Annotated in this window: 20 protein-coding genes and 7 tRNA genes; 10 read left to right on the top strand and 17 right to left on the bottom strand. The window is 74.1% G+C overall.

Going from position 1 to position 21,873, the window contains the following annotated elements; all coding sequences use genetic code 11:
• Positions 1 to 56 precede the first annotated feature (56 nt).
• Entirely contained in the window at positions 57 to 1,295 is a 1,239-nt protein-coding gene (locus IE177_RS14520; protein WP_190015731.1) for a hypothetical protein, read from the bottom strand.
• Complete coding sequence (locus tag IE177_RS14515; protein WP_190015730.1) at positions 1,292 to 1,858, bottom strand: DUF4365 domain-containing protein; 567 nt, start codon at positions 1,856 to 1,858, stop codon at positions 1,292 to 1,294. Before IE177_RS14515 ends, IE177_RS14520 begins: the two co-directional genes overlap by 4 nt.
• 168 nt (positions 1,859 to 2,026) lie before the next feature.
• Between IE177_RS14515 and IE177_RS14510 the strand changes: the two genes are divergently transcribed.
• Entirely contained in the window at positions 2,027 to 2,752 is a 726-nt protein-coding gene (locus IE177_RS14510; protein ID WP_190015729.1) for a 3'-5' exonuclease, read from the top strand.
• Positions 2,753 to 2,805: 53 nt separating this feature from the next.
• On the opposite strand, the gene IE177_RS14505 is transcribed toward IE177_RS14510, so the two are convergent.
• The 4 genes from IE177_RS14505 to IE177_RS14490 form a co-directional block, all read right to left on the bottom strand.
• A tRNA-Val gene (locus IE177_RS14505) sits at positions 2,806 to 2,877 on the bottom strand.
• Positions 2,878 to 2,916: 39 nt separating this feature from the next.
• Positions 2,917 to 3,363 carry an SRPBCC family protein gene (locus IE177_RS14500; protein WP_190015728.1) on the bottom strand — a complete coding sequence of 149 codons (447 nt, stop codon included), beginning with the start codon at positions 3,361 to 3,363 and terminating at the stop codon, positions 2,917 to 2,919.
• Positions 3,364 to 3,810: 447 nt separating this feature from the next.
• Positions 3,811 to 3,882 (bottom strand) — tRNA-Val (locus tag IE177_RS14495).
• 84 nt (positions 3,883 to 3,966) lie between these two features.
• The gene (locus IE177_RS14490) at positions 3,967 to 4,431 is read right to left on the bottom strand and encodes a TIGR02611 family protein (RefSeq protein ID WP_190015727.1); all 465 of its coding nucleotides are present in this window, start codon (positions 4,429 to 4,431) and stop codon (positions 3,967 to 3,969) included.
• A 191-nt stretch (positions 4,432 to 4,622) separates the two neighbouring features.
• Here IE177_RS14490 and IE177_RS14485 point away from each other — a divergent pair, with 191 nt between their 5' ends.
• Both IE177_RS14485 and IE177_RS14480 read left to right on the top strand, forming a co-directional pair.
• Positions 4,623 to 5,036 carry an SsgA family sporulation/cell division regulator gene (locus IE177_RS14485; RefSeq protein ID WP_004002642.1) on the top strand — a complete coding sequence of 138 codons (414 nt, stop codon included), beginning with the start codon at positions 4,623 to 4,625 and terminating at the stop codon, positions 5,034 to 5,036.
• A gap of 252 nt (positions 5,037 to 5,288) precedes the next feature.
• Entirely contained in the window at positions 5,289 to 5,849 is a 561-nt protein-coding gene (locus tag IE177_RS14480; RefSeq protein ID WP_190015726.1) for a CGNR zinc finger domain-containing protein, read from the top strand.
• 55 nt (positions 5,850 to 5,904) lie between these two features.
• On the opposite strand, the gene IE177_RS14475 is transcribed toward IE177_RS14480, so the two are convergent.
• Together IE177_RS14475 and IE177_RS14470 are read right to left on the bottom strand one after the other, a co-directional pair.
• A complete protein-coding gene (locus IE177_RS14475) occupies positions 5,905 to 6,057 on the bottom strand; it encodes a hypothetical protein (RefSeq protein WP_164932512.1) in 153 nt (50 codons plus the stop codon).
• Positions 6,058 to 6,211: 154 nt separating this feature from the next.
• On the bottom strand, positions 6,212 to 6,667 hold the full coding sequence (locus IE177_RS14470) for a hypothetical protein (RefSeq protein ID WP_190015725.1): 456 nt from the start codon (positions 6,665 to 6,667) through the stop codon (positions 6,212 to 6,214).
• 230 nt (positions 6,668 to 6,897) lie between these two features.
• On the opposite strand from IE177_RS14470, the gene IE177_RS14465 reads away from it, so the two are divergent.
• On the top strand, positions 6,898 to 7,419 hold the full coding sequence (locus IE177_RS14465) for a DsbA family protein (protein ID WP_190015724.1): 522 nt from the start codon (positions 6,898 to 6,900) through the stop codon (positions 7,417 to 7,419).
• Between the two features lie 9 nt (positions 7,420 to 7,428).
• Here IE177_RS14465 and IE177_RS14460 read toward each other — a convergent pair whose 3' ends face one another.
• Genes IE177_RS14460 through IE177_RS14450 form a run of 3 tightly spaced genes read right to left on the bottom strand, consistent with a single transcriptional unit; the run spans position 7,429 to position 10,192 of the window.
• Entirely contained in the window at positions 7,429 to 8,253 is an 825-nt protein-coding gene (locus IE177_RS14460) for a GNAT family N-acetyltransferase (RefSeq protein ID WP_190015723.1), read from the bottom strand.
• A 53-nt stretch (positions 8,254 to 8,306) separates the two neighbouring features.
• Positions 8,307 to 9,128, bottom strand: coding sequence for an aminotransferase class IV (locus tag IE177_RS14455; protein ID WP_190015722.1), 822 nt, complete (start codon positions 9,126 to 9,128; stop codon positions 8,307 to 8,309).
• Positions 9,125 to 10,192, bottom strand: coding sequence for a chorismate-binding protein (locus tag IE177_RS14450; protein ID WP_190015721.1), 1,068 nt, complete (start codon positions 10,190 to 10,192; stop codon positions 9,125 to 9,127). Before IE177_RS14450 ends, IE177_RS14455 begins: the two co-directional genes overlap by 4 nt.
• A gap of 178 nt (positions 10,193 to 10,370) precedes the next feature.
• On the opposite strand from IE177_RS14450, the gene IE177_RS14445 reads away from it, so the two are divergent.
• From IE177_RS14445 to IE177_RS14425, 5 genes are all read left to right on the top strand, one after another.
• Positions 10,371 to 10,443, top strand: a tRNA-Gly gene (locus IE177_RS14445).
• Between the two features lie 38 nt (positions 10,444 to 10,481).
• Positions 10,482 to 10,555, top strand: a tRNA-Cys gene (locus IE177_RS14440).
• Between the two features lies 1 nt (position 10,556).
• Positions 10,557 to 10,628, top strand: a tRNA-Val gene (locus IE177_RS14435).
• Between the two features lie 47 nt (positions 10,629 to 10,675).
• A tRNA-Val gene (locus IE177_RS14430) sits at positions 10,676 to 10,747 on the top strand.
• A gap of 29 nt (positions 10,748 to 10,776) precedes the next feature.
• Positions 10,777 to 10,848, top strand: a tRNA-Val gene (locus tag IE177_RS14425).
• A 57-nt stretch (positions 10,849 to 10,905) separates the two neighbouring features.
• Here IE177_RS14425 and IE177_RS14420 read toward each other — a convergent pair.
• The 3 genes from IE177_RS14420 to IE177_RS14410 form a co-directional block, all read right to left on the bottom strand.
• Positions 10,906 to 11,199: a TFIIB-type zinc ribbon-containing protein gene (locus tag IE177_RS14420; protein WP_190015720.1), complete on the bottom strand. Its 294-nt coding sequence runs from the start codon at positions 11,197 to 11,199 to the stop codon at positions 10,906 to 10,908.
• A gap of 80 nt (positions 11,200 to 11,279) precedes the next feature.
• On the bottom strand, positions 11,280 to 12,320 hold the full coding sequence (locus IE177_RS14415; RefSeq protein ID WP_190015719.1) for a phosphotransferase: 1,041 nt from the start codon (positions 12,318 to 12,320) through the stop codon (positions 11,280 to 11,282).
• Positions 12,321 to 12,689: 369 nt separating this feature from the next.
• Entirely contained in the window at positions 12,690 to 12,866 is a 177-nt protein-coding gene (locus IE177_RS14410) for a hypothetical protein (protein ID WP_190015718.1), read from the bottom strand.
• Positions 12,867 to 13,468: 602 nt separating this feature from the next.
• On the opposite strand from IE177_RS14410, the gene IE177_RS14405 reads away from it, so the two are divergent.
• Complete coding sequence (locus IE177_RS14405; RefSeq protein WP_190015717.1) at positions 13,469 to 14,863, top strand: serine/threonine-protein kinase; 1,395 nt, start codon at positions 13,469 to 13,471, stop codon at positions 14,861 to 14,863.
• Positions 14,864 to 14,879: 16 nt separating this feature from the next.
• On the opposite strand, the gene IE177_RS14400 is transcribed toward IE177_RS14405, so the two are convergent.
• The 3 genes from IE177_RS14400 to cobT all read right to left on the bottom strand — a co-directional run bounded on the left by IE177_RS14400 (position 14,880) and on the right by cobT (position 21,587).
• On the bottom strand, positions 14,880 to 15,698 hold the full coding sequence (locus IE177_RS14400) for a TrmH family RNA methyltransferase (protein ID WP_190015716.1): 819 nt from the start codon (positions 15,696 to 15,698) through the stop codon (positions 14,880 to 14,882).
• 90 nt (positions 15,699 to 15,788) lie between these two features.
• Entirely contained in the window at positions 15,789 to 17,024 is a 1,236-nt protein-coding gene (gene cobA / locus IE177_RS14395) for a uroporphyrinogen-III C-methyltransferase (RefSeq protein ID WP_190015715.1), read from the bottom strand.
• A 141-nt stretch (positions 17,025 to 17,165) separates the two neighbouring features.
• On the bottom strand, positions 17,166 to 21,587 hold the full coding sequence (gene cobT, locus IE177_RS14390) for a nicotinate-nucleotide--dimethylbenzimidazole phosphoribosyltransferase (RefSeq protein ID WP_190015714.1): 4,422 nt from the start codon (positions 21,585 to 21,587) through the stop codon (positions 17,166 to 17,168).
• Positions 21,588 to 21,873 lie beyond the last annotated feature (286 nt).

Raw genomic sequence — 21,873 nt, 5'->3', positions numbered from 1 at the left:
CCAGGAGCGCGCGCACAGGCGATCGTACCGACCCGACGGCGCCGACCGCGAAACGGTTACTTTCGGTCCCCGTCCCGGTACGCCTCCCCGCAGGCCTCCTCGAAGTAGTCGAGGTCCTCCTGGAGGGACTTCAGCAGCCGGTCCCGCTCCCCCTCGTCGACCTGCACGGGGACCACCCCGGAGGCCCCGGTGAGCCGGCGGAAGCCGCCCCGGCGCTCCAGCCGGCCGTGCACGCGCACCGGGAGCCCGACGAGGTGGGCGTGGCCGGCGATGCGGTAGTCCTCCTCGCCGAGGGTGACCCTCAGGTGCGGGACCTCGGCGCCGGCGAGGACCCGCAGGCGCACGGTGCCCTCGCCGCCGGGGCCGGAGCGGCGCATGCGGACGACGGCGCCGGTGACGCGGACCGGCACGGAGGGTTCCGCGCGCAGGTAGCGGGCGGAGGCCTCGCGCAGGGCGGGCAGGTCGCCGGGGGAGAACTCGACGGGTTCGGCCGAGGCGGCGCATCCCTCGGGGACACCTGCCGCGGGAGCCCAGGCGACGGCGACGCGGGCGCCCTCGGTGCCGCGCACGAGGGCGGTGAGGGCCTCGGTCAGCTCGCGGCTGACGCCGGCCCCGACGGCGCCGTCGAAGGCGTCCATGCCGCCGGTGGCCCGCCGGTAGTCGATGGCCTCTCGGGCGGCGTGCAGGGCCTGGTGGAGGCGGACGGCGAGCGGCCGGCCGCCCGGCACGGGAGCGAAGGCGGTGAGGGGGCGGCCTTCGGCGGCGGGGCCGACGAGGACGTCCCGCAGCAGAGCGGTGGCGGGGCCGCGGTGGCGGGCGCCGTGGTAACCGGCACGCGCGCGTGTGGCGAGCGCGGCGGCGAGCAGCATCCGCCGTGCGGCGTCGCGCAGTTGCTCGTCGGCCGGCCAGGGCGCGGCTCCCGCCGGCCCGCTGGGCGTGTCCCGCCACCAGCGGATCTCGTCGCTGGGCAGGGTGAGGGAGATCAGCACCTCGCGCGCGGCGGGGCTGTCGCTGCGGGCGAGGGCGCCGAGGGCGTCGCCGAGCAGGTCGTCGCTGTCCGGGAAGGCGCGGCTCACGGGCACGAGCAGGCTGGTCCCGCCGCCGCCCGGTCCCGGCGGGGTCCAGCGGCCGTAGCGGCCCGCCGCTCCGCCGCGCCGCTGCCAGCCGTGCCGGTGCAGCAGGGCGCCGAGTACGGCGGGGTCGACGTCGGCGGGCCGCGGGGGCCGGTCCCAGGGTGTGCCGGCGGGGTGGGGCCTGACCTGCCGCACCGGCTCCTCGTGGGGGCGCTCTGTCATGGTCTGCCTCCCGTCCCGACCCGCGTCATGATCTCGCAGAGCGCCCGGTCGTCGAAGATGCGCGAGGTCGGTATCCGCACGGTGGTCCGGTGCCGGCCGGTGAGGGGGTGGCCGGCGAGGTTGACCCAGTAGCAGCAGTGCCGGAGGTCCAGCCGGTCGTGGCCGGCGCGCAGCCAGTCGTCCGGTGAGCGCGGCACGAGCATGACGACCAGGATCTTGTGCACCGAGACGGGGGTGCGGGCCAGTTTGCGCAGGTGGTCGTTGTCGAGCGTGAAGGAGAAGGTTCGGCCCGGGGGGTTGGGCGCGATCTGGTAGGTGCACTTCAGCTGCACCTTGATGGTGACCTCGTCGTCGACGGTGTGTCCGGGCGCGCTGTGGCTGACGTGCCAGTCGATGCCGTTGTCCGGGAAGGGCTGGGAGAGCGAGCAGCCGGCCGCGGCGGCGACCGCGTGCAGATAGCCGACCTGCAGTGTCTCCATGCAGGCGGTGGTGGCGAGCGAGCCGCGGAGGTGGCCCGTCCGGTCGGGCAGCAGCCCGCGCCGCTCGGGCTGCGCAATGGCCATGACCAACAGCCTTCCAAGCCAGGGGTTTCCCCGTTCCGGGTCGCTGAACTGCAAAGACCCGTATTCCTGTTGTCTCCTCCCGGCGTATCGCGCAAACGGCCCGGGTATCACCAAACGGGCAGAAGACGGAACGTCACCTGCCGTGGGCGAGCGAGGAGTTGGGGCGTGATGACGACCTGGTACGAGGGGCCGCTGGCCGCTTTCGACACGGAGACGACGGGCGTGGACGTCGAGACCGACCGGATCGTGTCGGCCGCCGTCGTCGTCCAGGACGCGCCGGGCACCAGGCCCCGGGTCACCCGGTGGCTGGTGAATCCGGGCGTGCCGGTGCCCGGGGCGGCGACGGCGGTGCACGGGCTGACGGAGGAGCACCTGCAGCGCAACGGCCGCTGGCCGGCGCCGGTGATGTACGAGATAGCCGAGCAGCTCGCGGAGCACGCGGCGATGGGCCGGCCGCTGGTGGTGATGAACGCGCCGTTCGACCTGACGCTGCTGGACCGCGAGCTGCGCCGGCACCGGGCGTCCGCGCTGGACCGCTGGTTCGAGGCGCGGCCGCTGCGGGTGCTGGATCCGCGGGTGCTGGACAAGCAACTGGACCGCTACCGCAAGGGCCGGCGCACGCTGACCGACCTGTGCGGGCACTACGGCGTGACGCTCCAGGACGCGCACGACGCGGCGGCCGACGCGCTGGCCGCGCTGGAGGTCGTACGCGCCGTGGGCCGCCGCTTCGCGGCCCGCCTGGAGCGCCTCTCCCCCGCCGAGCTGCACACCCTGCAGACCGACTGGCACGCGGCGCAAGCGCGTGGTCTCCAGGCGTGGTTCGCGCGCAGCGGCTCGGAGGAGATCGTCAGCACGGACTGGCCCCTGCGGCCGGAGCTTCCCGCGGCGGCCTGACCACGGGCGGCATGAAGAAGGCCGGTCCGCTGCTGCGGACCGGCCTTTCCCGGTGGGCGATACTGGGTTCGAACCAGTGACCTCTTCGGTGTGAACGAAGCGCTCTCCCACTGAGCTAATCGCCCGGGAACGCACTGAACAATACAGGTCTGAGCGCGGTTCGTTCAAACCGCTCGGAGGCGGCGCACCAGTCCCCGCCGTCCGGCGGCCATCATCAGCCGGTGGTTGGCGCGGAAGACCGGCCGTCCCGGTACGGCCAGCCGTCTGAGGAGGGGCTTCGTCACGTCGACGTCCTGGTCGTACCGGGCGAGGGTTCCCGCGCCGCCGGGGGTGACCGTCCAGCACGCCGAGCCCTCGATGTCTCCGGACAAGGTGGCCTCCAGAACTCCGGCGGCCGGGTCGCGGCGCGTCTCGCGGGCGACGAAGGTGATGTCGTAGGGCAGGACGGAACGGATGGTGAGGACGCCGGTCGCGCCGTCGAGGCGGGTCACCGCGCGCACCTGCGGCCACCATCCCGGGTAGGTCTCGGGCCGCTCCAGCGCGGCGAAGACGGCGGCCGGCGCCGCGGGCACGGACCACAGGGTGCGGAAGCGGTAGTGGTTCCAGTCCATGGCCGGAGTCTGCCCGGCCGGGCCGGTGCGTGCACAGGTGCCGCATATATCTGAGTACGCGTACTCATGCGTTCCGGCCGCGGCCCGGGCCACACTTCGGGGACGAGCGCCGCCGCCCGTGCGACGGCGCTCCCCCCATCCTCTGACCGGGGCTCAGATTTCCCGCCCGTGCGCGGGACCCGAGGCCTACGGGAATTCCCCCGCCTTCCGTACTTCCGGCGGAATGTGACGGCGTTTTGGAAAATCTCCGGGGAATTACCGCCGGCCACCCGGGGTCGGAACTTCCGTCTGTACGGCCGATAGGTCTCGGAGCCGGTCTTGACCTTGAGCTTCGGGCGCTTCTCCCGAAAGGCACGATCGTCCGGTTGATCTCTTCGCCCCGCTGCGCGAAGGCGCCGGACACGCCGACGGCCCACCTGCTTCTCGCAGGTGGGCCGTCGGTCCGGGTGGGCGATACTGGGTTCGAACCAGTGACCTCTTCGGTGTGAACGAAGCGCTCTCCCACTGAGCTAATCGCCCGGACGCAGGAAGAACATTACCCCATGTCAGGGGGTGCCTGTGACCAGGAGCCCGGACGCCGGGCGGCCGGACTCCGGTCGCGCGTCACTGATCCTTGATCTTCCATGGCATGACGAGGCCGAACTTCCACAGGTAGACCCCGGCCACCGCACCGATGATCACCAGTCCGAGCACGGTGAGGACGATGTTGCGCCGGCGCACCTTCGGGTCGAGGGCCCGTTGGGCCGCCTCGGTGACCTTGCGTTTGGTCCAGCGGAGCACCAGCTGCGCCCAGACGAACTCGGTCGCCCAGATCGCCATGCCGCCGAAGATCACCACCCAGCCGGGTCCGGGCAGTGGCAGCATGACGATGCCGGCGGCGACGACCGCCAGACCCACCACGAAGACGCCGACCTGCCAGCTCAGGTGCAGGGCCCGGCGGGCCTTGACGAATTCGGGCGCGCGGGAGCCGAGGCCGCGCCCGGCCCCGTCCTCGCCCACTGGTCCTTCCACCCTCACCTCGTCCGCCGCCGCGACGACATCGCCCTGCTGGTCACTCCCCGTATTCATACAGACAAACCCTACCGGAGTGAATCCTGTCACCGGAATGGACGTAGATCTGGTACGAGTTCTCGGCCGGAAGAGTTACGTAAACACACGCAAAACCCTCAGAGGGGTTTACAACGGCACCGTAGGTGGCATGTCGATTTCGCCGACGTGCGAATCCCCGAGCGCACACTGAGCGAAAGGCCCTGGCGCTTATGAACACCACGGTCAGCTGCGAGCTGCACCTGCGCCTCGTTGTGTCGAGCGAGTCCTCCCTGCCTGTCCCCGCAGGCCTGCGGTACGACACGGCCGACCCCTACGCCGTGCACGCCACCTTCCACACCGGAGCCGAGGAGACCGTCGAGTGGGTGTTCGCCCGTGACCTCCTCGCCGAGGGGCTTCATCGGCCCACCGGAACCGGCGACGTCCGCGTCTGGCCGTCCCGCAGCCATGGTCAGGGCGTCGTGTGCATCGCCCTCAGCTCCCCCGAGGGGGAGGCCCTGCTGGAGGCCCCGGCGCGGGCCCTCGAGTCCTTCCTGAAGCGAACCGACGCCGCCGTGCCGCCCGGCACGGAGCACCGGCATTTCGATCTCGATCAAGAGCTCTCGCACATCCTGGCGGAGAGCTAGGCCGCGGCCCCCACAAGCAGCCCGGTGCCGTCCACTCGGGGAGACGGCTCGGGCCAAGACAACCGCATACGGCCGGACCGGCGCCGTCACCGTGCGTGTTCGCGGGGCGGCGTCGGATCCGCGAGGGTGATGACCGGCCGCAGCCGGGCGGGACGTCGGCCTGCGGCTGCGACGGCCCGGTGCGGCGTCGGCGGCGCTACCATCGGCCAGCATCGGCGGGCGCCCGCCCGACCCCAGGCCAGGGAGCGAAACGTGCTGATCACCCACGACACCCGGTGCGCCCTCGACACCGTGGTGGATCTGGTGAACTCCGCGCCGGAGGACGAAGCGGCGGTGGACGGACTGCTGGATGTGCCGGCTCTCGCCGATTTCGTGCGAAGCCACAAAATGAGCGACGTCGGAGTGCTGTCCGAGTTCGACCTCTCGGCGGTGCGCAAGGTCCGTGCCAAGTTCGCGGGGATCTTCGCGGCACCGGACGCCCGGGCCGCCGCCGGTCTGATCAACGAACTGGTCGCCGCCGCGGGCACCACTCCGCGCCTGACGGACCACGACGGCTACGACTGGCACGTGCACTACTTCGCGCCCGGCGCCTCGGTGGCCGACCACCTCGCCGCCGACTGCGGAATGGCGCTCGCCTTCTTCGTGGTCGCCGGGGAGCAGGAACGGCTGCGGCGGTGCGAGGCACCGGACTGCCGACGCGCCTTCGTGGATCTGTCCCGCAACCGTTCGCGCCGATACTGCGACAGCCGCACCTGCGGCAACCGGCTCCACGTCGCCGCGTACCGGGCGCGGCGCAAGGAAGCGACTGGCTGACACGTCCGCGGCGACGTCGGTCCCGGCGGGTGGCGCCGGGACGGACGTGTACGGCTCACAGCAACAGCAGGTCGTGCAGCGCAGCCATGAGGATCAGACACCCGATCACCGCAAGGAAGATCATCAGCGGTGGCTGGGAGAGGGCGAAGAGGCATCCGCGCGGCTCGTCCTTCGGCGGCGCGGCCTCGCTCTGTGTCGTGTCCAGCATCTCGCGGCCGATGATGACCTACGCGGCACCCCGCACGCGATCAACACTCGGGGATCTTGCGGACTGCGCCGATTGCCGTGATCTCTCGTTCGGCTGGTGATCGTTTCCGGACGCCCCGGGACTCACTGTGTCGTTTCAGTGACTCGTGTGACTGTCATATGCCGTGCTTCTTGAGGATGGCCTCGATGTCGCTGAAGTCCTCGGCCGGCTCGGAGGCCCGGGGCGCCGCGGACGGCCGGGCCGCGGCACGTCCTGCCTGGCCCAGGGAGGGCGCCGAGGCCGCGGGCGCCACCGCCTCGCGCCCCGCGCGCCTGGCGGCTCCGCGTCCGGTGCCGGCACCGGAGTCGCCGCCACCGCGTCGGCGCTCCACGGCACGGGTGCCCGCGAACAGCAGCCAGGCCGCGCCGAGCACCCCGAAGCCCGCCCAGGCGGTGGGGCTGAAGGCGGTGTCGGCGAGCCAGCCGACGATCCCCGTCATGACCAGGCCGATGGGCACGAGCGAGTAGGCCGCGACACGGGCGGCCGCCAGGAAACGTCGGCGGTAGGCCGTGACCACCGCGATGCCCAGGCCCGCCACGGACACGGCGGAACAGACGGTCTCGGCAATCATCCGGTCCTCCTGGCGGGCTCGGGCGGTGGAAAGCGGGGCGGCTGGGCGCACGAGGTACGTGGCAGGTGCGCTCCGTCCCTTCCATCCTGCACCGCCAGGTCCGCGTGATGCCATGCTCCCGGCGGACATCAGGGACATCTCCGGGTCGCCCCTCCTCCTGGAGTGCCGGCCCGGGTGCGCGGCGGCGTCCCGATTGGGTCGCCCGCGCCGGGCCTGGAAGACTGGTGCGCATGAGCGACTCCTCCCCCGAACGCGCCGACGCCCTCGTTCTCGACGTCTGGTGCGAACTGCAGTGCCCCGACTGCCGTACCGCCCTGGACGACGTCCGTGCCCTGCGCGCCCGCTACGGCGACCGGCTGGAGTTGCGCCTGCGGCACTTCCCGCTGGAGAAGCACAAGCACGCCTTCGCCGCCGCCCAGGCCGCCGAGGAGGCGCTGGAGCAGGGCAAGGGCTGGCCGTACGTGGAGGCCGTGCTGGAGCGGGTGGCGGAGCTGGACCGTGCGGGCGAACCGCTCCTGGTCGAGGTGGCCCGTGAACTCGGCCTGGACGCCGAGGAGTTCGACACCGCTCTGATCGACGGGCGGCACATCCTGATCGTCGACGCCGACCAGGCCGAGGGCAAGGCCATCGGTGTGACCGGCACCCCGACGTACGTCATCGGCGGCGAGCGCCTCGACGGCGGCAAGACCCAGGAGGGTCTGCGCGAGCGGATCGAGGAGATCGCCGACCGGCTGCTGGCCGGGCAGGCATGAGCCGTCGGCCTACAGCAGGGTCTTGAGGAAGCTGAAGCTGTCCGTCTCGTAGCCGAGTGAGGCGTACAGCCGCTCGGCCGGCGTGTTCCCCGCGAACACGTTGAGCCCGAGGAGGGGACGCCCCGCTTCCAGCGCCTGGCGCTCGGCAAGCAGCATGAGCGAACGGCCGTGGCCGCGGCCGCGGTGGTCCGTGGCCGTCTCGACGTCGTAGACGAACGCCTCACCGTCCCGCAGCGCCAGCCACAGCGTGCCCACCGGGTTCCCCTCGTGTTCCAGGACGGTGAGAACCATGCCGCCGGTCGCGCGGCCGTCCGGCAGCAGCCTCGCGTGATCCTGGTGCGCCTTGGCCCGCGCCGCGTCCTCGGGCAGGCCCCGTTCGATCCATGTACGGGCGTAGCGTGCGGCCTCGCGGGTCCGCCAGTCGTCGAACTCGGCCGGGCTCATGGGGCGGGGACGGCTCCCCGGCGGCAGTGCGGGCGGCGTGCCGCCCAGGTGTTTGCGCATGCCGCAGTTGGTGAGGGTGTAGCCGAGGGTCCGCGTCAGGCGCAGCGCCCCCTCGGCCCCGGCCGGCACCGCGGCCCCGATGCGCGTGCACCCCCATCCGCGCGCCACCTCCTCGGCGGCGAGCGCGGCCACCGTCGCCCGCCCGCGCCGCCGGTCCGGCTCGGCTATCCGCAGGTCGAGGATCCTGGCCACCGAGTCGCCGAGCGACGCCGAGGTGCCGAGGTGGATCTCGCCGACGGGGCGGCTGTTCACGCACACCTGGTAGCGGCGTGAGCGCGTTCCGTCGGCATGGCGCTGAAGCGGCTCGGCCGGCCGCAGGGTCGTCGTCATCACGGGTGTTCTACCCGCTTCGCGGCCCCGGGTCAGCAGCGATTTCGGCGCTGTCAGGGATCCAGGTCGTCGCCGGCCCGCTCGTCGAAGATCCGCATCGCCTTGGCGGTCACCGGGCCCGGGGCGCCGGCCGGTTCCCGGTCGTCGACCCGGTGCACCGCCTGCACGTCGCGCAGGGTGGAGGTCAGGAACACCTCGTCGGCCCGCTGGAGCACGTCCAGCGGCAGGTCGGTCTCCTTGGCGCCCGTCCACTCGGCCACCAGGGCGCGGGTGATGCCGGGGAGGCAGCCGGAGGCGACCGGCGGGGTGTGGATCTCGCCGTCCAGGACGACGAAGACGTTCGAGCCGGTGCCCTCGCAGAGCTGTCCGACCGTGTTGCCGAACAGCGCCTCGGACGCGCCGTGTTGGTGGGCGCGGGCGAGCGCCACGACGTTCTCCGCGTACGAGGTGGTCTTCAGGCCGGTCAGGGCGCCGCGCTCGTTGCGGGTCCACGGGACGGTGATCACCGAGGTGGAGTCCGGGCGGCGGGCCGTCTCGCCCACGGCGACGACCAGGGTCGGACCGTGCTCGCCGCGGTCGGAGCCGAGCGGGCCGTGGCCGCCGGTGTAGGTGATCCGCAGCCGGCCGAGCGGCATCGGGTTGGCCTCGAGCACGGCCGCGCAGGCCTCGCGGACCTCGTCGTGGTCGGGGTCGGGCAGGCCGAGGCCGCGGGCCGAGCGGGTCAGCCGGTCGAGATGCCGGGTGAGCGCGAAGGTCCTGCCGTCGAGGGCCTTCACCGTCTCGAAGATGCCGTCGCCGACCGTCAGCCCGTGGTCGAAGACGGAGACACGGGCGGAGTCCAGGTCCCGCAGCCCGCCGTCAAGCCAGATCCTCATGCGAACGCCCTTCCACTCTCGTCGTACCACCCCGACGCTACCGCGAGCAGCCGGGACGCCTTGAGTTCGGTCTCCCGCCACTCGCCCTCGGGGTCGGACCCCCAGGTGATGCCGGCCCCGGTGCCGAAGCGCAGGACGCCTTCGGCGCGGTCGATCCAGAAGGTGCGGATGCCCACCGCCAGCTCACCGGTGCCCCGGTCGGCGTCCACCCAGCCGACGCCGCCGCAGTACGGGCCGCGCGGGGCCGTCTCCAGGGCGTCGATGATCCTCAGGGCGCTCGACTTCGGCGCGCCGGTCACCGAGCCCGGCGGGAAGGCGGCGGCGAGCAGTTCGGGCCACCCGGCCCCGGCGGTCAGCTCGCCGCGGACCGTGGACACCAGGTGGACCAGGCCGGGGTGCTTCTCCACGGCGCACAGGTCGGGGACCGTCACGGTGCCGGTCGCGCAGACGCGGCCGATGTCGTTGCGGACCAGGTCCACGATCATCACGTTCTCGGCGTAGTCCTTCTCCAGGAGGTCCGCCTCGGTGCGCCCGGTGCCCTTGATGGGACCCGACTCCACGATCCGGCCGTCCCGGCGCAGGAACAGTTCGGGTGAGGCGGTGGCGATCTCCACGCCGTGCCCTGGCAGGCGAATCGTTCCGCCGTAGGGCGCCGGGTTGCCGCGGGCCAGGAGCGCGGTCAGGGCGTCCACGTCCGCGCCGGGCGCGACCGGCGCGCTGAGGACCCGGCAGAGATTGGCCTGGTAGACCTCGCCGGCGGCGATGTGCTCGCGTATCCGGCGCACGGCGGCCGTGTACGCGGCGCGGTCCAGGGAGGAGGTCCACTCCCCCACCGCCGGGCCCCGCCAGCCGCCCGGAGCGGGCGCCGGCACCGGCTCCTCCCTGACCTCCGCGAAGCGGGCGCAGGTCAGTCCGCCCTCGAAGTCCGCGCAGACGGCCCAGAAGCCGGTGGAGTCCAGGGCGGCCGGATCACTGGTGACGTCGAGGAGGCCGGTGGCGACACGGTCACCGAAGCGGGCCAGGGGAGACAGCCGGGAAGGGGGGCCGGAAGGGTGGTGGAGCACGTGGTCGAGTCTAGGTCGGGTGTCGCACAGGTGGCCCGGGGATGTCCCGCCGGGGGGCCGGACCATCCGGCCGGTCGGGTGCAGCGCAGCACGCTGCGCAAACGCGTTTTTGTACTGGCCCGGGAATCCGCTAGAGTTCAACACGTCGCCGGGACGCGCAAGCGGACCGAAACGACAGGCGGACGTAGCTCAGTTGGTAGAGCGCAACCTTGCCAAGGTTGAGGTCGCGAGTTCGAGCCTCGTCGTCCGCTCGAAGGAAGTAGGGTTCATCCCGATCCCCTACACTCCTGGTGGAGTGGCCGAGAGGCGAGGCAACGGCCTGCAAAGCCGTCTACACGGGTTCAAATCCCGTCTCCACCTCCAAGGACGATTAGCTCAGCGGGAGAGCGCTTCCCTGACACGGAAGAGGTCACTGGTTCAATCCCAGTATCGTCCACTGGATCTTCTTCGAAGGTCCGAGGATCTTCAGCGAGATCCGTACCCGCGCGATTAGCTCAGCGGGAGAGCGCTTCCCTGACACGGAAGAGGTCACTGGTTCAATCCCAGTATCGCGCACCGACTGTGACCCGAGGGTTACAGCCCGCGGACGATTAGCTCAGCGGGAGAGCGCTTCCCTGACACGGAAGAGGTCACTGGTTCAATCCCAGTATCGTCCACGCACCGGGAAGCCCCCGGCCGTCTCGTACGGCCGGGGGCTTCTCCGTGTCTCCGGGTCAGCTGGAGAACAGCATGTGGCCGAAGCTCTTGTGGCGGTGGTGACCGTAGTGGCCGTGGCCGCCCTGGTGGCCGCCGTGCTGGGCGCCCCAGGCGGGCGCGGGCGGAGCCGGGTAGGCCTGCGGAGCCGCGGGGGGCGGCGGGGCGGGCTGGGACCACTGGCTCTCCAGGCGGGTGAGCGCCTCCAGCTCGCCGTAGTCGAGGAAGATGCCGCGGCAGCCGCTGCACTGCTCGATCTGGACGCCGTTGCGGTTGTAGGTCTGCATCGGCGCATGGCACTTCGGACACTGCATGGTCGGCTCAACTCCCTGCCGGTCGGTCCTGCTTCTCGTTTCCCCAGGACAGACTCCGTCCGGCCCCGGGCGGTTGCAGCCTAGTCCGGATGTCCGCCGGTCAACTGACGGGGGACCGTGACCATTCGGGCACAGGCGTCGACCAGGGCCTGCTCCACCACGTCCAGCGGGCGGCGCGCGGCCACCGCCTTGGTGATCGCCAGGGCCGCCGTCTGCACGGTGAGCGCGCGGGCCGGGACGTCCAGGGCGGCCCAGGGGTCGCCGTCCGAGGGCACGGCCGGGCCGCCGGTCCGCTGGTACGCGGTCAGGAAGCGGGTCCATTCGCCGGGCGGGAGGAGCCCGCAGGCGTACCAGGCCGCGGGGCGGGCGAGGTCCCAGGCCGGGACGCCCACGCCGAGGTCGTCCACGTCGATCAGCCGCCAGGGGCCGTGCGGGGCGGGGTGCCGGACGAGCTGGCCGAGGTGCAGGTCGCCGTGGCACAGGTACGCGGGTCCGGGCATCGCGGCTTCCGCGCGGGCCCAGGGCGGGAGTGCGGCCCAGGCGCGCAGGACCGCGGGGGCGGCTCGGGGGGCTAGGTCGGGGGCGGTGGCGGGATCGGGCGTGATGGCAGGGTCGGGGGCCAGGGTGGGGGCGGGTTCGGTTCGGCTCGCGGCTGCCGGCGCGGCTGTGTGCGGGGTGTCGCTCAGGGCCGCGTGGAGCCGGGCGATGGCACGGGCCGCCTTGGCGGGGCCGCGCATGGGAGGCAGGGCGGTGGGCGGGGCCGCCCTGTGGAGCCGGGCGAGGAGCGTGCCGACGGCCTCCCAGGGGGCCGCGTCCGGGTCGTCCGGGTCCACGGGGGCGCCGTGGGGCCAGAGGGTGACCAGGCGGTCGTGCAGGGGGGTGACGGTGGAGGTGAGCGGGGCCAGGAGGACCTCGGGGAGGCGGGCCGCCGTCGTGAGGCGCAGGCTCAGTTCGGTGGGGTCGGTGCCGGGGGCGTGGGCCTTGGCGACGGTGCCGGCGTGGCGGACGACGGTGGCGTCCTCGCGGTCGGCGAGGGTGGTGGTGGGGCCGCACGCGCAGGTCGTCTCGGTGGGGTGGGCGGTGGCCTCGGCGTGCGCGGCGAGTGCGGGGAGGAGGTTCACGGGTCCTGGGGGGTCGGGGTGTGGGGTGAGCGTACGTGTGCGGGGCGCTTGCCGGCGGCGGTGGGGTGCCGGATGCGCTGCGGGGTGGCGGTTCCTGCCCGCGCTCGCGGGGTGCCGCTGCGCCCACCCGTGCCGCCCCAGCGGCACGACTGCCCGCAGCTACGGCGTGCTACCGCCCTGCGGCTACGGCGGTGCGACTGGCCGCGGCTATGGCGGTGCGACTGCCCGCTGCTACGGCGGGACGGCGTAATGCCGGCGCAGCTCCCCAGCTGCGCCGGCATTCGTGCCGTCCGCCGCACCCCCGTCCCCACGGGGTTTCATGGGTGGATGTCCCCGCCCGGACCGCTCTTCCGGGCCTGGGGTCGCTGGTCAGCGCCCCAGCACCACACCCACGGACGACGCCTGTGTGGCCACCGTCTCCCAGCCGTCGAAGACGAGCAGGAGCAGGGCCGCCAGGGGAAGGGCCATGAGCGTCGCCACCAAGGGGTGGCGGCGGCCCGCGCGGCGGGGGGCGAACGTCGTGCGTCGCGGTGCCGTGTGGGCCATGGTCCCTCTCCTGACCGGTTCTGTTGTCGTTGGCAGCGGCGGGCGTCTGACCTCGGGGGACGAGTGCTGCGCCCGCCGCTTGACCTCAAATCTAGGCGCGGGGCGGGCGCGGCACGTCATGCCTTCGTACCGATTGCCGGGCCTCCCGGAGGATGAGCCACGACCTGCGAGGTACTCCCCTGGGTGGAGACGCGGCGCCGCCTCTCGGGGTCTTCCCGGAGAGGGCGCCCGCCGTGTCCGTCATTTCGGATGCGTCCGGCGGGCCTGCCGGGGTGACTTCGGTCACTTCGTCCGGGGTTCCAGGGGGTGCCGCGTGCCGTCGCCGTTCCGCTCCGCTTCCGGTCCGCCAAGCCGTTCCCGGCGGCAGCGGCACGGGAGTGGGTCCGTCGTCGCCCGGGCACCTCGGGGTCTCAACCGCCGCCTGCGTAATACGGGTTGGGGGCGTCCGGGAGTCAAGGGAGCTGGCGGCCAGGGGTTGGTGACCACCTTTCACTTCGTACCGGCACCCCGCACAATCCGTGTGGTCCGGAGGGCGCGGCCTCTGCGCGCAGGAGGCCGTGGAAACGTAAGCTGGGCCACGTCACAGGGACCGGGCAGCGGGGATGAACATGGCGATGATGCGCCTGAGGCGCGAGGACCCGCGCGTCGTCGGCTCGTTCAGGCTTCACCGACGGCTCGGCGCGGGTGGGATGGGCGTGGTCTACCTCGGCTCCGACAAGAAGGGGCAGCGGGTCGCGCTGAAGGTGATCCGGCCCGACCTCGCGGAGGACCAGGAGTTCCGGTCCCGGTTCGCCCGTGAGGTCTCGGCGGCCCGGCGCATCAGGGGCGGCTGCACGGCCCGTCTGGTCGCCGCGGACCTGGAGGCGGAACGGCCCTGGTTCGCCACCCAGTACGTGCCCGGGCCCTCGCTCCACGACAAGGTCGCCGACGGGGGCCCGCTCGGCGCGGCGGACACGGCGGCCATCGGCGCCGCCCTGTCCGAAGGGCTGGTCGCCGTGCACGAGGCCGGAGTCGTCCACCGGGACCTGAAGCCCTCCAACATCCTGCTGTCCCCCAAGGGACCGCGGATCATCGACTTCGGCATCGCCTGGGCCACCGGCGCCTCCACGCTCACCCACGTCGGCACCGCGGTCGGCTCCCCCGGCTTCCTCGCTCCGGAACAGGTTCGGGGAGCCGCCGTCACCCCGGCGACGGACGTCTTCTCGCTGGGCGCGACCCTGGCGTACACCTCGACCGGCGACTCGCCCTTCGGGCATGGCAGTTCCGAGGTCATGCTGTACCGGGTGGTGCACGAGGAGCCGCACCTGCACGGGGTGCCGGACGCGCTCGCCCCGCTGATCCGGGCCTGTCTGGCGAAGGACCCCGACGAACGGCCCAGCACCCTGCAGCTGTCGCTGCGGCTCAAGGAGATCGCCGCCCGGGAGGCACAGGGCCTGCCCGACGTACGGCCGCCGCGGCCGCGCGCCGCCGAGGCGGACCGGCCCACCGGGCGGCTCGTCGACTCCTACCCCGAGCAGCAGCGCGGACAGCGCCGCACCTCCCCCGGTACGCCGGTACCGCGCGGCACAGCGCCCTCCCGTGGTGGTGCGCCGCAGCGCGGCGGAGTGCCGTCGCGGGGCGGCAGCGGCCCGCGTGGCGTCGCGTCCCGGCCGGGTACGGCCCCGACCCCGGCGCCGCGCGGCGGTGCCCCGCGTTCCGGCGGGAGCCGCCCGGGCACCCGCGGCGGGCGGCCGGGACCGCGTTCGACCGGGACCGGGCGGCGGCCGGCCAACCCGCGGCTGCTGCGGCAGCGGCTGTTCGTGTTCGTGGTGGTGACGCTGCTCGTGGCGCTCGGCATCGCGGTGGCGCAGGGCTGCCAGGGCCCGGCTCGCGGGCTCGGCGGCGACGGCGGTGTCCAGCGGCAGCGGCAGGCGCAGCCGAGCTTCACGCCGCTTGACACCGGCAGGCTGATGTCCGAGCAGTACCGTTCGACGATGAGCCGGGACGACGGGAAGTGAGCGCCGGACCGGCGGCTCAGGAGCGCGGCCGGCCGGTGGCCACCGCGTAGAAGGCCACCGCGGCCGCGGCGCCCACGTTGAGGGAGTCGACGCCGTGGGACATCGGGATGCGGACCCACTCGTCGGCGGCGGCCAGGGCCCGCCGGGACAGCCCGTCGCCCTCGGCGCCGAGCATGAGCGCCACCCGGTCCATCGTGTGCGGGGCGGCCTCGTCGAGGCTGCGGGCCTTCTCGTCCGGGGTGAGAGCGAGGAGTGTGAAGCCGGCCTCGCGGACGGACTCCAGACCCTGCGGCCAGGTCTCCAGGCGGGCGTAGGGCACGGAGAACACCGCGCCCATGGAGACCTTGACGCTGCGCCGGTACAGGGGGTCCGCGCAGTCGGGTGAGAGCAGGACCGCGTCCATGCCGAGGGCCGCCGCCGAGCGGAAGATCGCGCCGATGTTCGTGTGGTCGTTGACCGACTCCATGACCACCACCCGGCGGGCGGTGCGGAGCAGACCGGCGGCCGTGGGCAGCGGCTTGCGCTGCATGGAGGCGAGGGCCCCGCGGTGTACGTGGTAGCCGGTGACCCGTTCGGCGAGTTCCGGGCTGACGGCGTACACCGGGGCCGGGAGCTCGTCGATGACGTCGCGCATGACGTCGACCCACTTGGCCGAGAGCAGCATCGAGCGCGTCTCGTAGCCCGCTTCCCTGGCCCTGCGGATGACCTTCTCGCCCTCGGCGATGAACAGGCCCTCGGCGGGCTCGCGCCTGCGGCGCAGCTCCACGTCGGTCAGGCCCGTGTAGTCGGAGAGGCGGGGGTCGTCGGGGTCGTCGACGGTGATGAGATCGGCCACGGGGTGCTGCTGCCTTGTCCTGGTGGGGGTACCGACGGTCGGATACGGGTGCGCGACGCCCGTCACCCGGGGTCGCGCGGAATCAGCCACTCATGCGCGGGCCGCGTCCGGGCCGACGTTCACGACCGCGCCGACGACGATCACCGCCGGGGGCCTCACGTCCTCGGCGCGCACGGTCTCGGCGACCGTGGCGAGGGTGGCGTCCACACGGCGCTGGGCGGCCGTGGTGCCCTCCTGGACGAGGGCGACGGGGGTCTCGGGGGACCTGCCGTGCGCGACGAGCGTCTCGGCGATCTTCCCGATCTTGTCGACGCCCATGAGGATCACCAGGGTGCCGGTGAGCCGGGCCAGCGCCGGCCAGTCGACCAGGGAGCGCTCGTCGTCAGGAGCGACGTGGCCGCTGACCACGGTGAACTCGTGGGCGACGCCGCGGTGGGTGACGGGGATGCCGGCCGCGCCCGGGACCGAGATGGAGCTGGAGATGCCGGGAACGACCGTGCAGGGGATGCCTGCCTCGGCGAGCGCCTGGAGCTCCTCCATTCCCCGCCCGAAGACGTAGGGGTCCCCGCCCTTGAGCCGGACGACCGACTTGCCCTGCTGAGCGTGCTCGATCAGGGCGTTGTTGATCGCCTCCTGGGCCATGTAGCGGCCGTAGGGGATCTTCGCCGCGTCGATGACCTCGACGTGCGGCGGGAGTTCGGCGAGCAGGTCGCGCGGGCCGAGCCGGTCGGCGATGACCACGTCCGCCTCGGCGAGCAGCCGGCGGCCGCGGACGGTGATCAGGTCCGGGTCGCCGGGTCCGCCGCCCACCAGGGCGACGCCGGGCGTACGGGTGCGGTGGTGGGGGGCGACGAGGGTCCCGTCGCGCAGGCCCTCCACGACCGCGTCCCGGATGGCGGCGGTGTGGCGGGGGTCGCGGCCGCGCGCCCGCGTGGTGAGTACGGCGACGGTGACGCCCTCGCTGTGGCCGGTCGCCGGGGTCCAGGCGGTCGCCCGGTCGGCGTCGTCGGAGCGCACGCACCAGACGCGGTGCCGCTCGGCCTCGGCGGAGGCCAGCTCGTTGGCCTCGGGGTCGCTGGTGGCGATGAGCGCGTACCAGGCCTCGGCGAGGTCGCCCTCGGCGTACGGCCGCCGGTGCCAGGTGATCTCGCCGGCGTCCGCCATGGCCTCGACCGACGGGGTCGCCTCCGGGGACACGAGGACGACGTCCGCGCCGGCCGCGATCAGTGCCGGGAGACGGCGCTGGGCGACCTGGCCGCCGCCGAGGACGACCACGCGGCGGCCGGAGAGGCGGAGGCCTACGGGGTAGGCGGGGTGTTCGGCCATGAGGGGCAGCTCCTCGTGCAGCTGTGCGTGGGGCGCGCTGCACCTTCGGAGCGGCCCTGACGTGCGGATTTTACGCGGTGGGCAGGGCGTGGGACATGGGTGGTCCGGCAGCTGAACACCGGACCGCCCGTCCTTCGGCGCCTACTTCTCCGTGACGCCCGCCGAGTCGAACGTGGCCACCTCGTGCATGGCGCGCGCGGTGCTCTGGACCAGCGGCAGCGCCAGCAGGGCGCCCGTACCCTCGCCCAGGCGGAGGTCGAGGTCGACCAGGGGGCGCAGGCCCAGCTTGTTGAGGGCGGCGACGTGGCCGGGCTCGGCGCTGCGGTGGCCCGCGATGCAGGCCGCGAGGACCTCGGGGGCGATCGCGCGGGCGACGAGTGCCGCGGCGCCGGCGCTGACGCCGTCGAGGATCACCGGCGTACGCAGCGAGGCGCCGCCGAGGAGCAGGCCGACCATGGCCGCGTGCTCGAAGCCGCCGATGGCCGCGAGGACGCCGACGGGATCGGCCGGGTCCGGCTGGTGGAGTTCCAGGGCGCGGCGGACGACCTCGGTCTTGCGGGCCAGGGTCTCGTCGTTGATGCCGGTGCCGCGTCCGGTCACCTCCGCCGGGTCGGCGCCGGTGTAGACGGCGATCAGGGCGGCGGACGCGGTGGTGTTGGCGATGCCCATCTCACCGGTGAGCAGCGCCTTGTTGCCGGCCGCCACCAGGTCACGGGCGGTCTCGATGCCCACCTCGATGGCCGCCTTGACCTCGTCGCGGGTCATCGCGGGTCCGGCGGTCATGTCGGAGGTGCCGCCGCGGATCTTGCGGGGCAGCAGGCCGGGGGTCGCGGGGAGGTCCGCGGCCACTCCCACGTCCACGACGCACACCTCCGCGCCGACCTGGGCGGCGAAGGCGTTGCAGACGGCTCCCCCGCCGAGGAAGTTGGCCACCATCTGGGCGGTGACCTCCTGCGGCCAGGGGGTGACGCCCTGGGCGTGCACGCCGTGGTCGCCGGCGAAGATCGCGACGGCGGCGGGCTCCGGGATCGGCGGCGGGCACTGCCGGGAGAGCCCGGACAGCTGCGCGGAGATGATCTCCAGCATGCCGAGCGCGCCGGCCGGCTTGGTCATGCGCTTCTGGCGCTCCCATGCCTCGCCGAGCGCCTTGGCGTCGAGCGGGCGGATCTGTGCGACGGTCTCGGCGAGCAGGTCGTGGGGTTCCTCTCCGGGCAGGGCGCGGCGGCCGTACGTCTCCTCGTGCACCACCCAGGACAGGGGGCGCCGCTTGGACCAGCCGGCCTGCATCAGCTCGGGCTCGTCCGGGAACTCGTCGACGTACCCGACGCACAGGTACGCGACGACCTCCAGGTGCTCGGGCAGGCCGAGCGCGCGGACCATCTCCCGCTCGTCGAAGAAGCTGACCCAGCCGACACCGAGGCCTTCGGCGCGGGCGGCGAGCCAGAGGTTCTCCACCGCGAGCGCCGAGGAGTAGGGCGCCATCTGCGGCTGGGTGTGGCGGCCGAGGGTGTGGCGGCCGCCGCGGGTGGGGTCCGCGGTGACGACGATGTTGACCGGGGTGTCGAGGATCGCCTCGATTTTCAGTTCCTTGAACTGCTTCGCCCGGCCCTTGGGCAGCGACTTGGCGTAGGCCTCGCGCTGACGCATCGCCAGTTCGTGCATGGCGCGCCGGGTTTCGGCGGACCGGATGACGACGAAGTCCCAGGGCTGCGAGTGGCCCACGGAGGGGGCCGTGTGGGCCGCCTCCAGGACGCGCAGCAGCACCTCGTGCGGGATGGGGTCGTTGCGGAAGCCGTTGCGGATGTCCCGGCGTTCGCGCATGACCTTCAGGACGGCCTCGCGCTCGGCGTCGGCGTAACCGGGCGCGGCCGGGCCGGCGGACTTCTGCGTTTCCGCCACTGCGGCCGTGTCCTCTTCCTGGTCGGCGGCCCTGGTCTGCAGGTCCTCCGCGTTCTGTACGGCATCGGGGACGGGCTCGCCGTCCGGCGCGGCCGCCGCGGCGGCCGGCTCGGCCTCGCGCGGCGCGGGCACGGTGGCCACCGGCTCCGGCTGCTCCGCGGAGGTCTGCGGGCCCTGCGCGTTCCGCGGCCCCTGCGCCTCCTGCGCGGGCAGGACCACGGGGTGCGGCGGAGTCGGCGCCAGGTGCGGGGTGGTCGGTACCTGGCCCTGCACCGGCACGAACTGGCCGAGCGGCTGCTCCGGATACAGCTCCGAGGGAACGTTGGCGGGCAGCGGGCCGGCGGCGGGCGGCGTCGTCTCCGGGTGCGCGGGGGCGGCCTCGCCGGTCTGTGCCTGCGGGTCGACGGGCACCTCGGGGCCGTCGGCCGCGGCCGGCTCGGCGCCGCCGGGTCCGGCCTGGTCGGCGCCCTGCTGGGACGGTACCGGCTGGGCCTGCGGCTCCGGGTCGGCCGGTGCCTGGGGCTGGGGCTGCGGCGCTCCGGGCACGGCCTCTGCGGTGGGCGCCACCGGTTCGACCGACTGCGGGCCCTGTGCGGGGTGAGCGTGCGGCTCGGACGCGCCGTCAGCGCCGGCGGCCGCCGGTACGGCGTTCTGGGCCGGGAGGGCGGCGGGGGCCTCGGTCTCCGCCGTTTCGGGAGCGGCCGCTCGGGCGCCGGACTCGGGCGCCGGGGCCGGCCCGGACGGCTGCGTGGCCTCGGCGGCGGGCGCGGTGGGGGCGGTGGGGGCGGTGGGGGCGGTGGGCGCGACCTCGGCGGGGACAGGGCTGTCTTCGGCGCCAGGAGCCGCCTCAGGGCCGGCGGGCCGGGCTTCGGCGCCGGCAGCGGCCTCGGGGCCGGCGGGCTCTGCCTCGACGCCGGGAGCCGCCTCGGGGGCGGCGGGCTCTGCCTCGACGCCGGGAGGGGCCTCGGGGGCGGCGGCCTGAGCCTCGGCCCCGGCGATGGCGTGAGCGCCGGCGGACGCCCCGTCAGTTGCCACAACCGCCTCCGTGACGAGGGGCGCGGCTTCGGGGGCGACGACCTGAGCCTCGGCACCCGCGACGGCGTGAGCGCCGGCGGAAGCCCCCTCAGCTGCCGGAACGTTCTCCGCCACGACGGGCACGGCTTCGGTGACGGCTACGTGCGCCTCGACGACGGCGGGCGCGGCCTCGACCACGGGCACGGCCTCGGCGGCGGCCAGGCTTTCGGCGGCGGGGACGGCCTGCGTGACGGCGGTCGGGGCCTCCGCGGAGCCGGCCTCGGACTGGGCGGCACCGGGCTGGACGTCCGCGACGCCGGACGGAGCTTCCGGAGCACCGGGCTGAACGCTCGCGCCATCCGGCTGGGCGTCCCCGGTACCGGGCCGGGGCTCCGCGGCGCCGGCGGCGTGCGGGGCCGGCTGCTGCGGGGCCGGCTGCTGCGGGGCCGTGGCTTCGGCCACGCCCTGCGGGGCATCGGCGAGTTCGGGCTCGGTCACGGTCTCGGCGGGAGTCGCCTCCGCGGTGCCCTGGGTGGGCAGTGCGACCCCGGGCTCGGCCACGGTCTGGGCGGAGGCCGCCTCGGCGGCTCCCTCCCCGGGCACGGTGCCGTCCGCGGGCGCGGGTGCCTGCGCCCCGTCGGCGGCCTGTGCGTCCGCGCCCTCCGGCGCGGTCACACCCTGCTCGGCTCCGTCGGCCGGCCGGGCCCCCTCCGGTGCCGTCTCCGCCTGCTGGTCGGGGACGGCCCCGGCGGCGTCCGCGGCCCGACCGCCTTCCGGCGCCGGGTGACCGCCGGGGGCGTCAGCGGCCCGATCCGCTTCCACGGGAGCCGCGGCCGCCTCCGTGGCCTGCCAGGCGTCCTCGGGGCCCTGAGCCGCCGGAGCCGGGTACACCCCGTCGTGGCCGTGCGCGGGCTGCGGGCCGTCGTGGCCGTGCACCACCTCGGCCGCCTGGGCCGCAGCCGGTGCCTGCGTGGCCGCCTGGGTCGCCAGGCGGGCGATGGTGGCCTCTGCGGCGCCGGACGGGCCGCCCGGGGCGTCCGCCACCGGACCGGCCGGGTCGGTTGTTTCGGCGGCCGGTTCCTGCGCGCCGGCCTGAGCCCCCGCCGGTGCGGCGCCCCAGGGAGCCGCACCCTGCGGGCCCGCCTCCCGCGGGGATTGCGCGTCGAGGTACTCGGGACCGGTGGCCGGCGGGCCGGGCTGCCGTACCGGCGCTCCGGCCGGGCCGCGGTCGGCGAGGGAACGCACGGGGCTCGCGGAGACGTCGGGGAGGGGCGGGCCGAGGTGCAGCGGGCGGCGCGGCGCCTGCGGCGCGGCGGCCGCGTCGTGCGGGGCGGAGAGGATGGGTGACGGTGGCACGGACGCGGGGGCCTGGTCGGGCAGGCGGACGCCGCTGAGGTCGACCGAGCCGCTGTCCCGGCCGGCCGTCTCGTGCGGGCCCGGCTCGTGGACGGCCTCGACCACCGGCTCCGGGGCGGGTGGCGGCACCTCGTTGCCCCACGCGCCCTGGGCACCCGGCAGCAGCAGGTCTTCGTCCTCGGCGGGTGCCTCGGAGAGGTAGGTGTACGCGCCGTGTGCGGGGACGCCCGGCTGCTCCACCATGCCTGCGCTCTCCGGCTGCCCCTCGCCCGGGACCTGGCCGGTGTCGGTCATGCGTACCCCTCGCCCATCGGTTAGTGCCTCTACGACCAGCTCACCCGGAACGGCGCACCGACCGCCCCGTAGTGAAGAACGAGCGTGCGTGCCCAGCGGCACGAACGACCCGCCCAAAAAAGGCGACAAAGCCATTCAGTGGCATTGTCCCGGTCGTCCGGCCATCGCGACAGCATGATCCGCGACAGCCCGCTGTGGACTGCGCCACGTTGCGCGTCCTCCGGTTCCGCCGTACCGCACCCACCGCGAACCGGGCGTGCGTTCCGGACATTGGCGAACGAAGTTC

The organism is Streptomyces lucensis JCM 4490 (genome assembly GCF_014650035.1).
GTDB classification, from domain to species: Bacteria; Actinomycetota; Actinomycetes; order Streptomycetales; family Streptomycetaceae; genus Streptomyces; species Streptomyces lucensis.
This window is presented reverse-complemented; position numbering and strand designations above follow the sequence as displayed.

Bases quoted from the DNA above. Each gene is read 5' to 3' on its own strand.
- IE177_RS14520 (WP_190015731.1), bottom strand. From the start codon at position 1,295: ATGACAGAGCGCCCCCACGAGGAGCCGGTGCGGCAGGTCAGGCCCCAC.
- IE177_RS14515 (WP_190015730.1), bottom strand. From the start codon at position 1,858: ATGGCCATTGCGCAGCCCGAGCGGCGCGGGCTGCTGCCCGACCGGACG.
- IE177_RS14510 (WP_190015729.1), top strand. From the start codon at position 2,027: ATGACGACCTGGTACGAGGGGCCGCTGGCCGCTTTCGACACGGAGACG.
- IE177_RS14500 (WP_190015728.1), bottom strand. From the start codon at position 3,363: ATGGACTGGAACCACTACCGCTTCCGCACCCTGTGGTCCGTGCCCGCG.
- IE177_RS14490 (WP_190015727.1), bottom strand. From the start codon at position 4,431: ATGAATACGGGGAGTGACCAGCAGGGCGATGTCGTCGCGGCGGCGGAC.
- IE177_RS14485 (WP_004002642.1), top strand. From the start codon at position 4,623: ATGAACACCACGGTCAGCTGCGAGCTGCACCTGCGCCTCGTTGTGTCG.
- IE177_RS14475 (WP_164932512.1), bottom strand. From the start codon at position 6,057: ATGCTGGACACGACACAGAGCGAGGCCGCGCCGCCGAAGGACGAGCCG.
- IE177_RS14470 (WP_190015725.1), bottom strand. From the start codon at position 6,667: ATGATTGCCGAGACCGTCTGTTCCGCCGTGTCCGTGGCGGGCCTGGGC.
- IE177_RS14465 (WP_190015724.1), top strand. From the start codon at position 6,898: ATGAGCGACTCCTCCCCCGAACGCGCCGACGCCCTCGTTCTCGACGTC.
- IE177_RS14460 (WP_190015723.1), bottom strand. From the start codon at position 8,253: ATGACGACGACCCTGCGGCCGGCCGAGCCGCTTCAGCGCCATGCCGAC.
- IE177_RS14455 (WP_190015722.1), bottom strand. From the start codon at position 9,128: ATGAGGATCTGGCTTGACGGCGGGCTGCGGGACCTGGACTCCGCCCGT.
- IE177_RS14420 (WP_190015720.1), bottom strand. From the start codon at position 11,199: ATGCAGTGTCCGAAGTGCCATGCGCCGATGCAGACCTACAACCGCAAC.
- IE177_RS14410 (WP_190015718.1), bottom strand. From the start codon at position 12,866: ATGGCCCACACGGCACCGCGACGCACGACGTTCGCCCCCCGCCGCGCG.
- IE177_RS14405 (WP_190015717.1), top strand. From the start codon at position 13,469: ATGAACATGGCGATGATGCGCCTGAGGCGCGAGGACCCGCGCGTCGTC.
- cobA (WP_190015715.1), bottom strand. From the start codon at position 17,024: ATGGCCGAACACCCCGCCTACCCCGTAGGCCTCCGCCTCTCCGGCCGC.
- cobT (WP_190015714.1), bottom strand. From the start codon at position 21,587: ATGACCGACACCGGCCAGGTCCCGGGCGAGGGGCAGCCGGAGAGCGCA.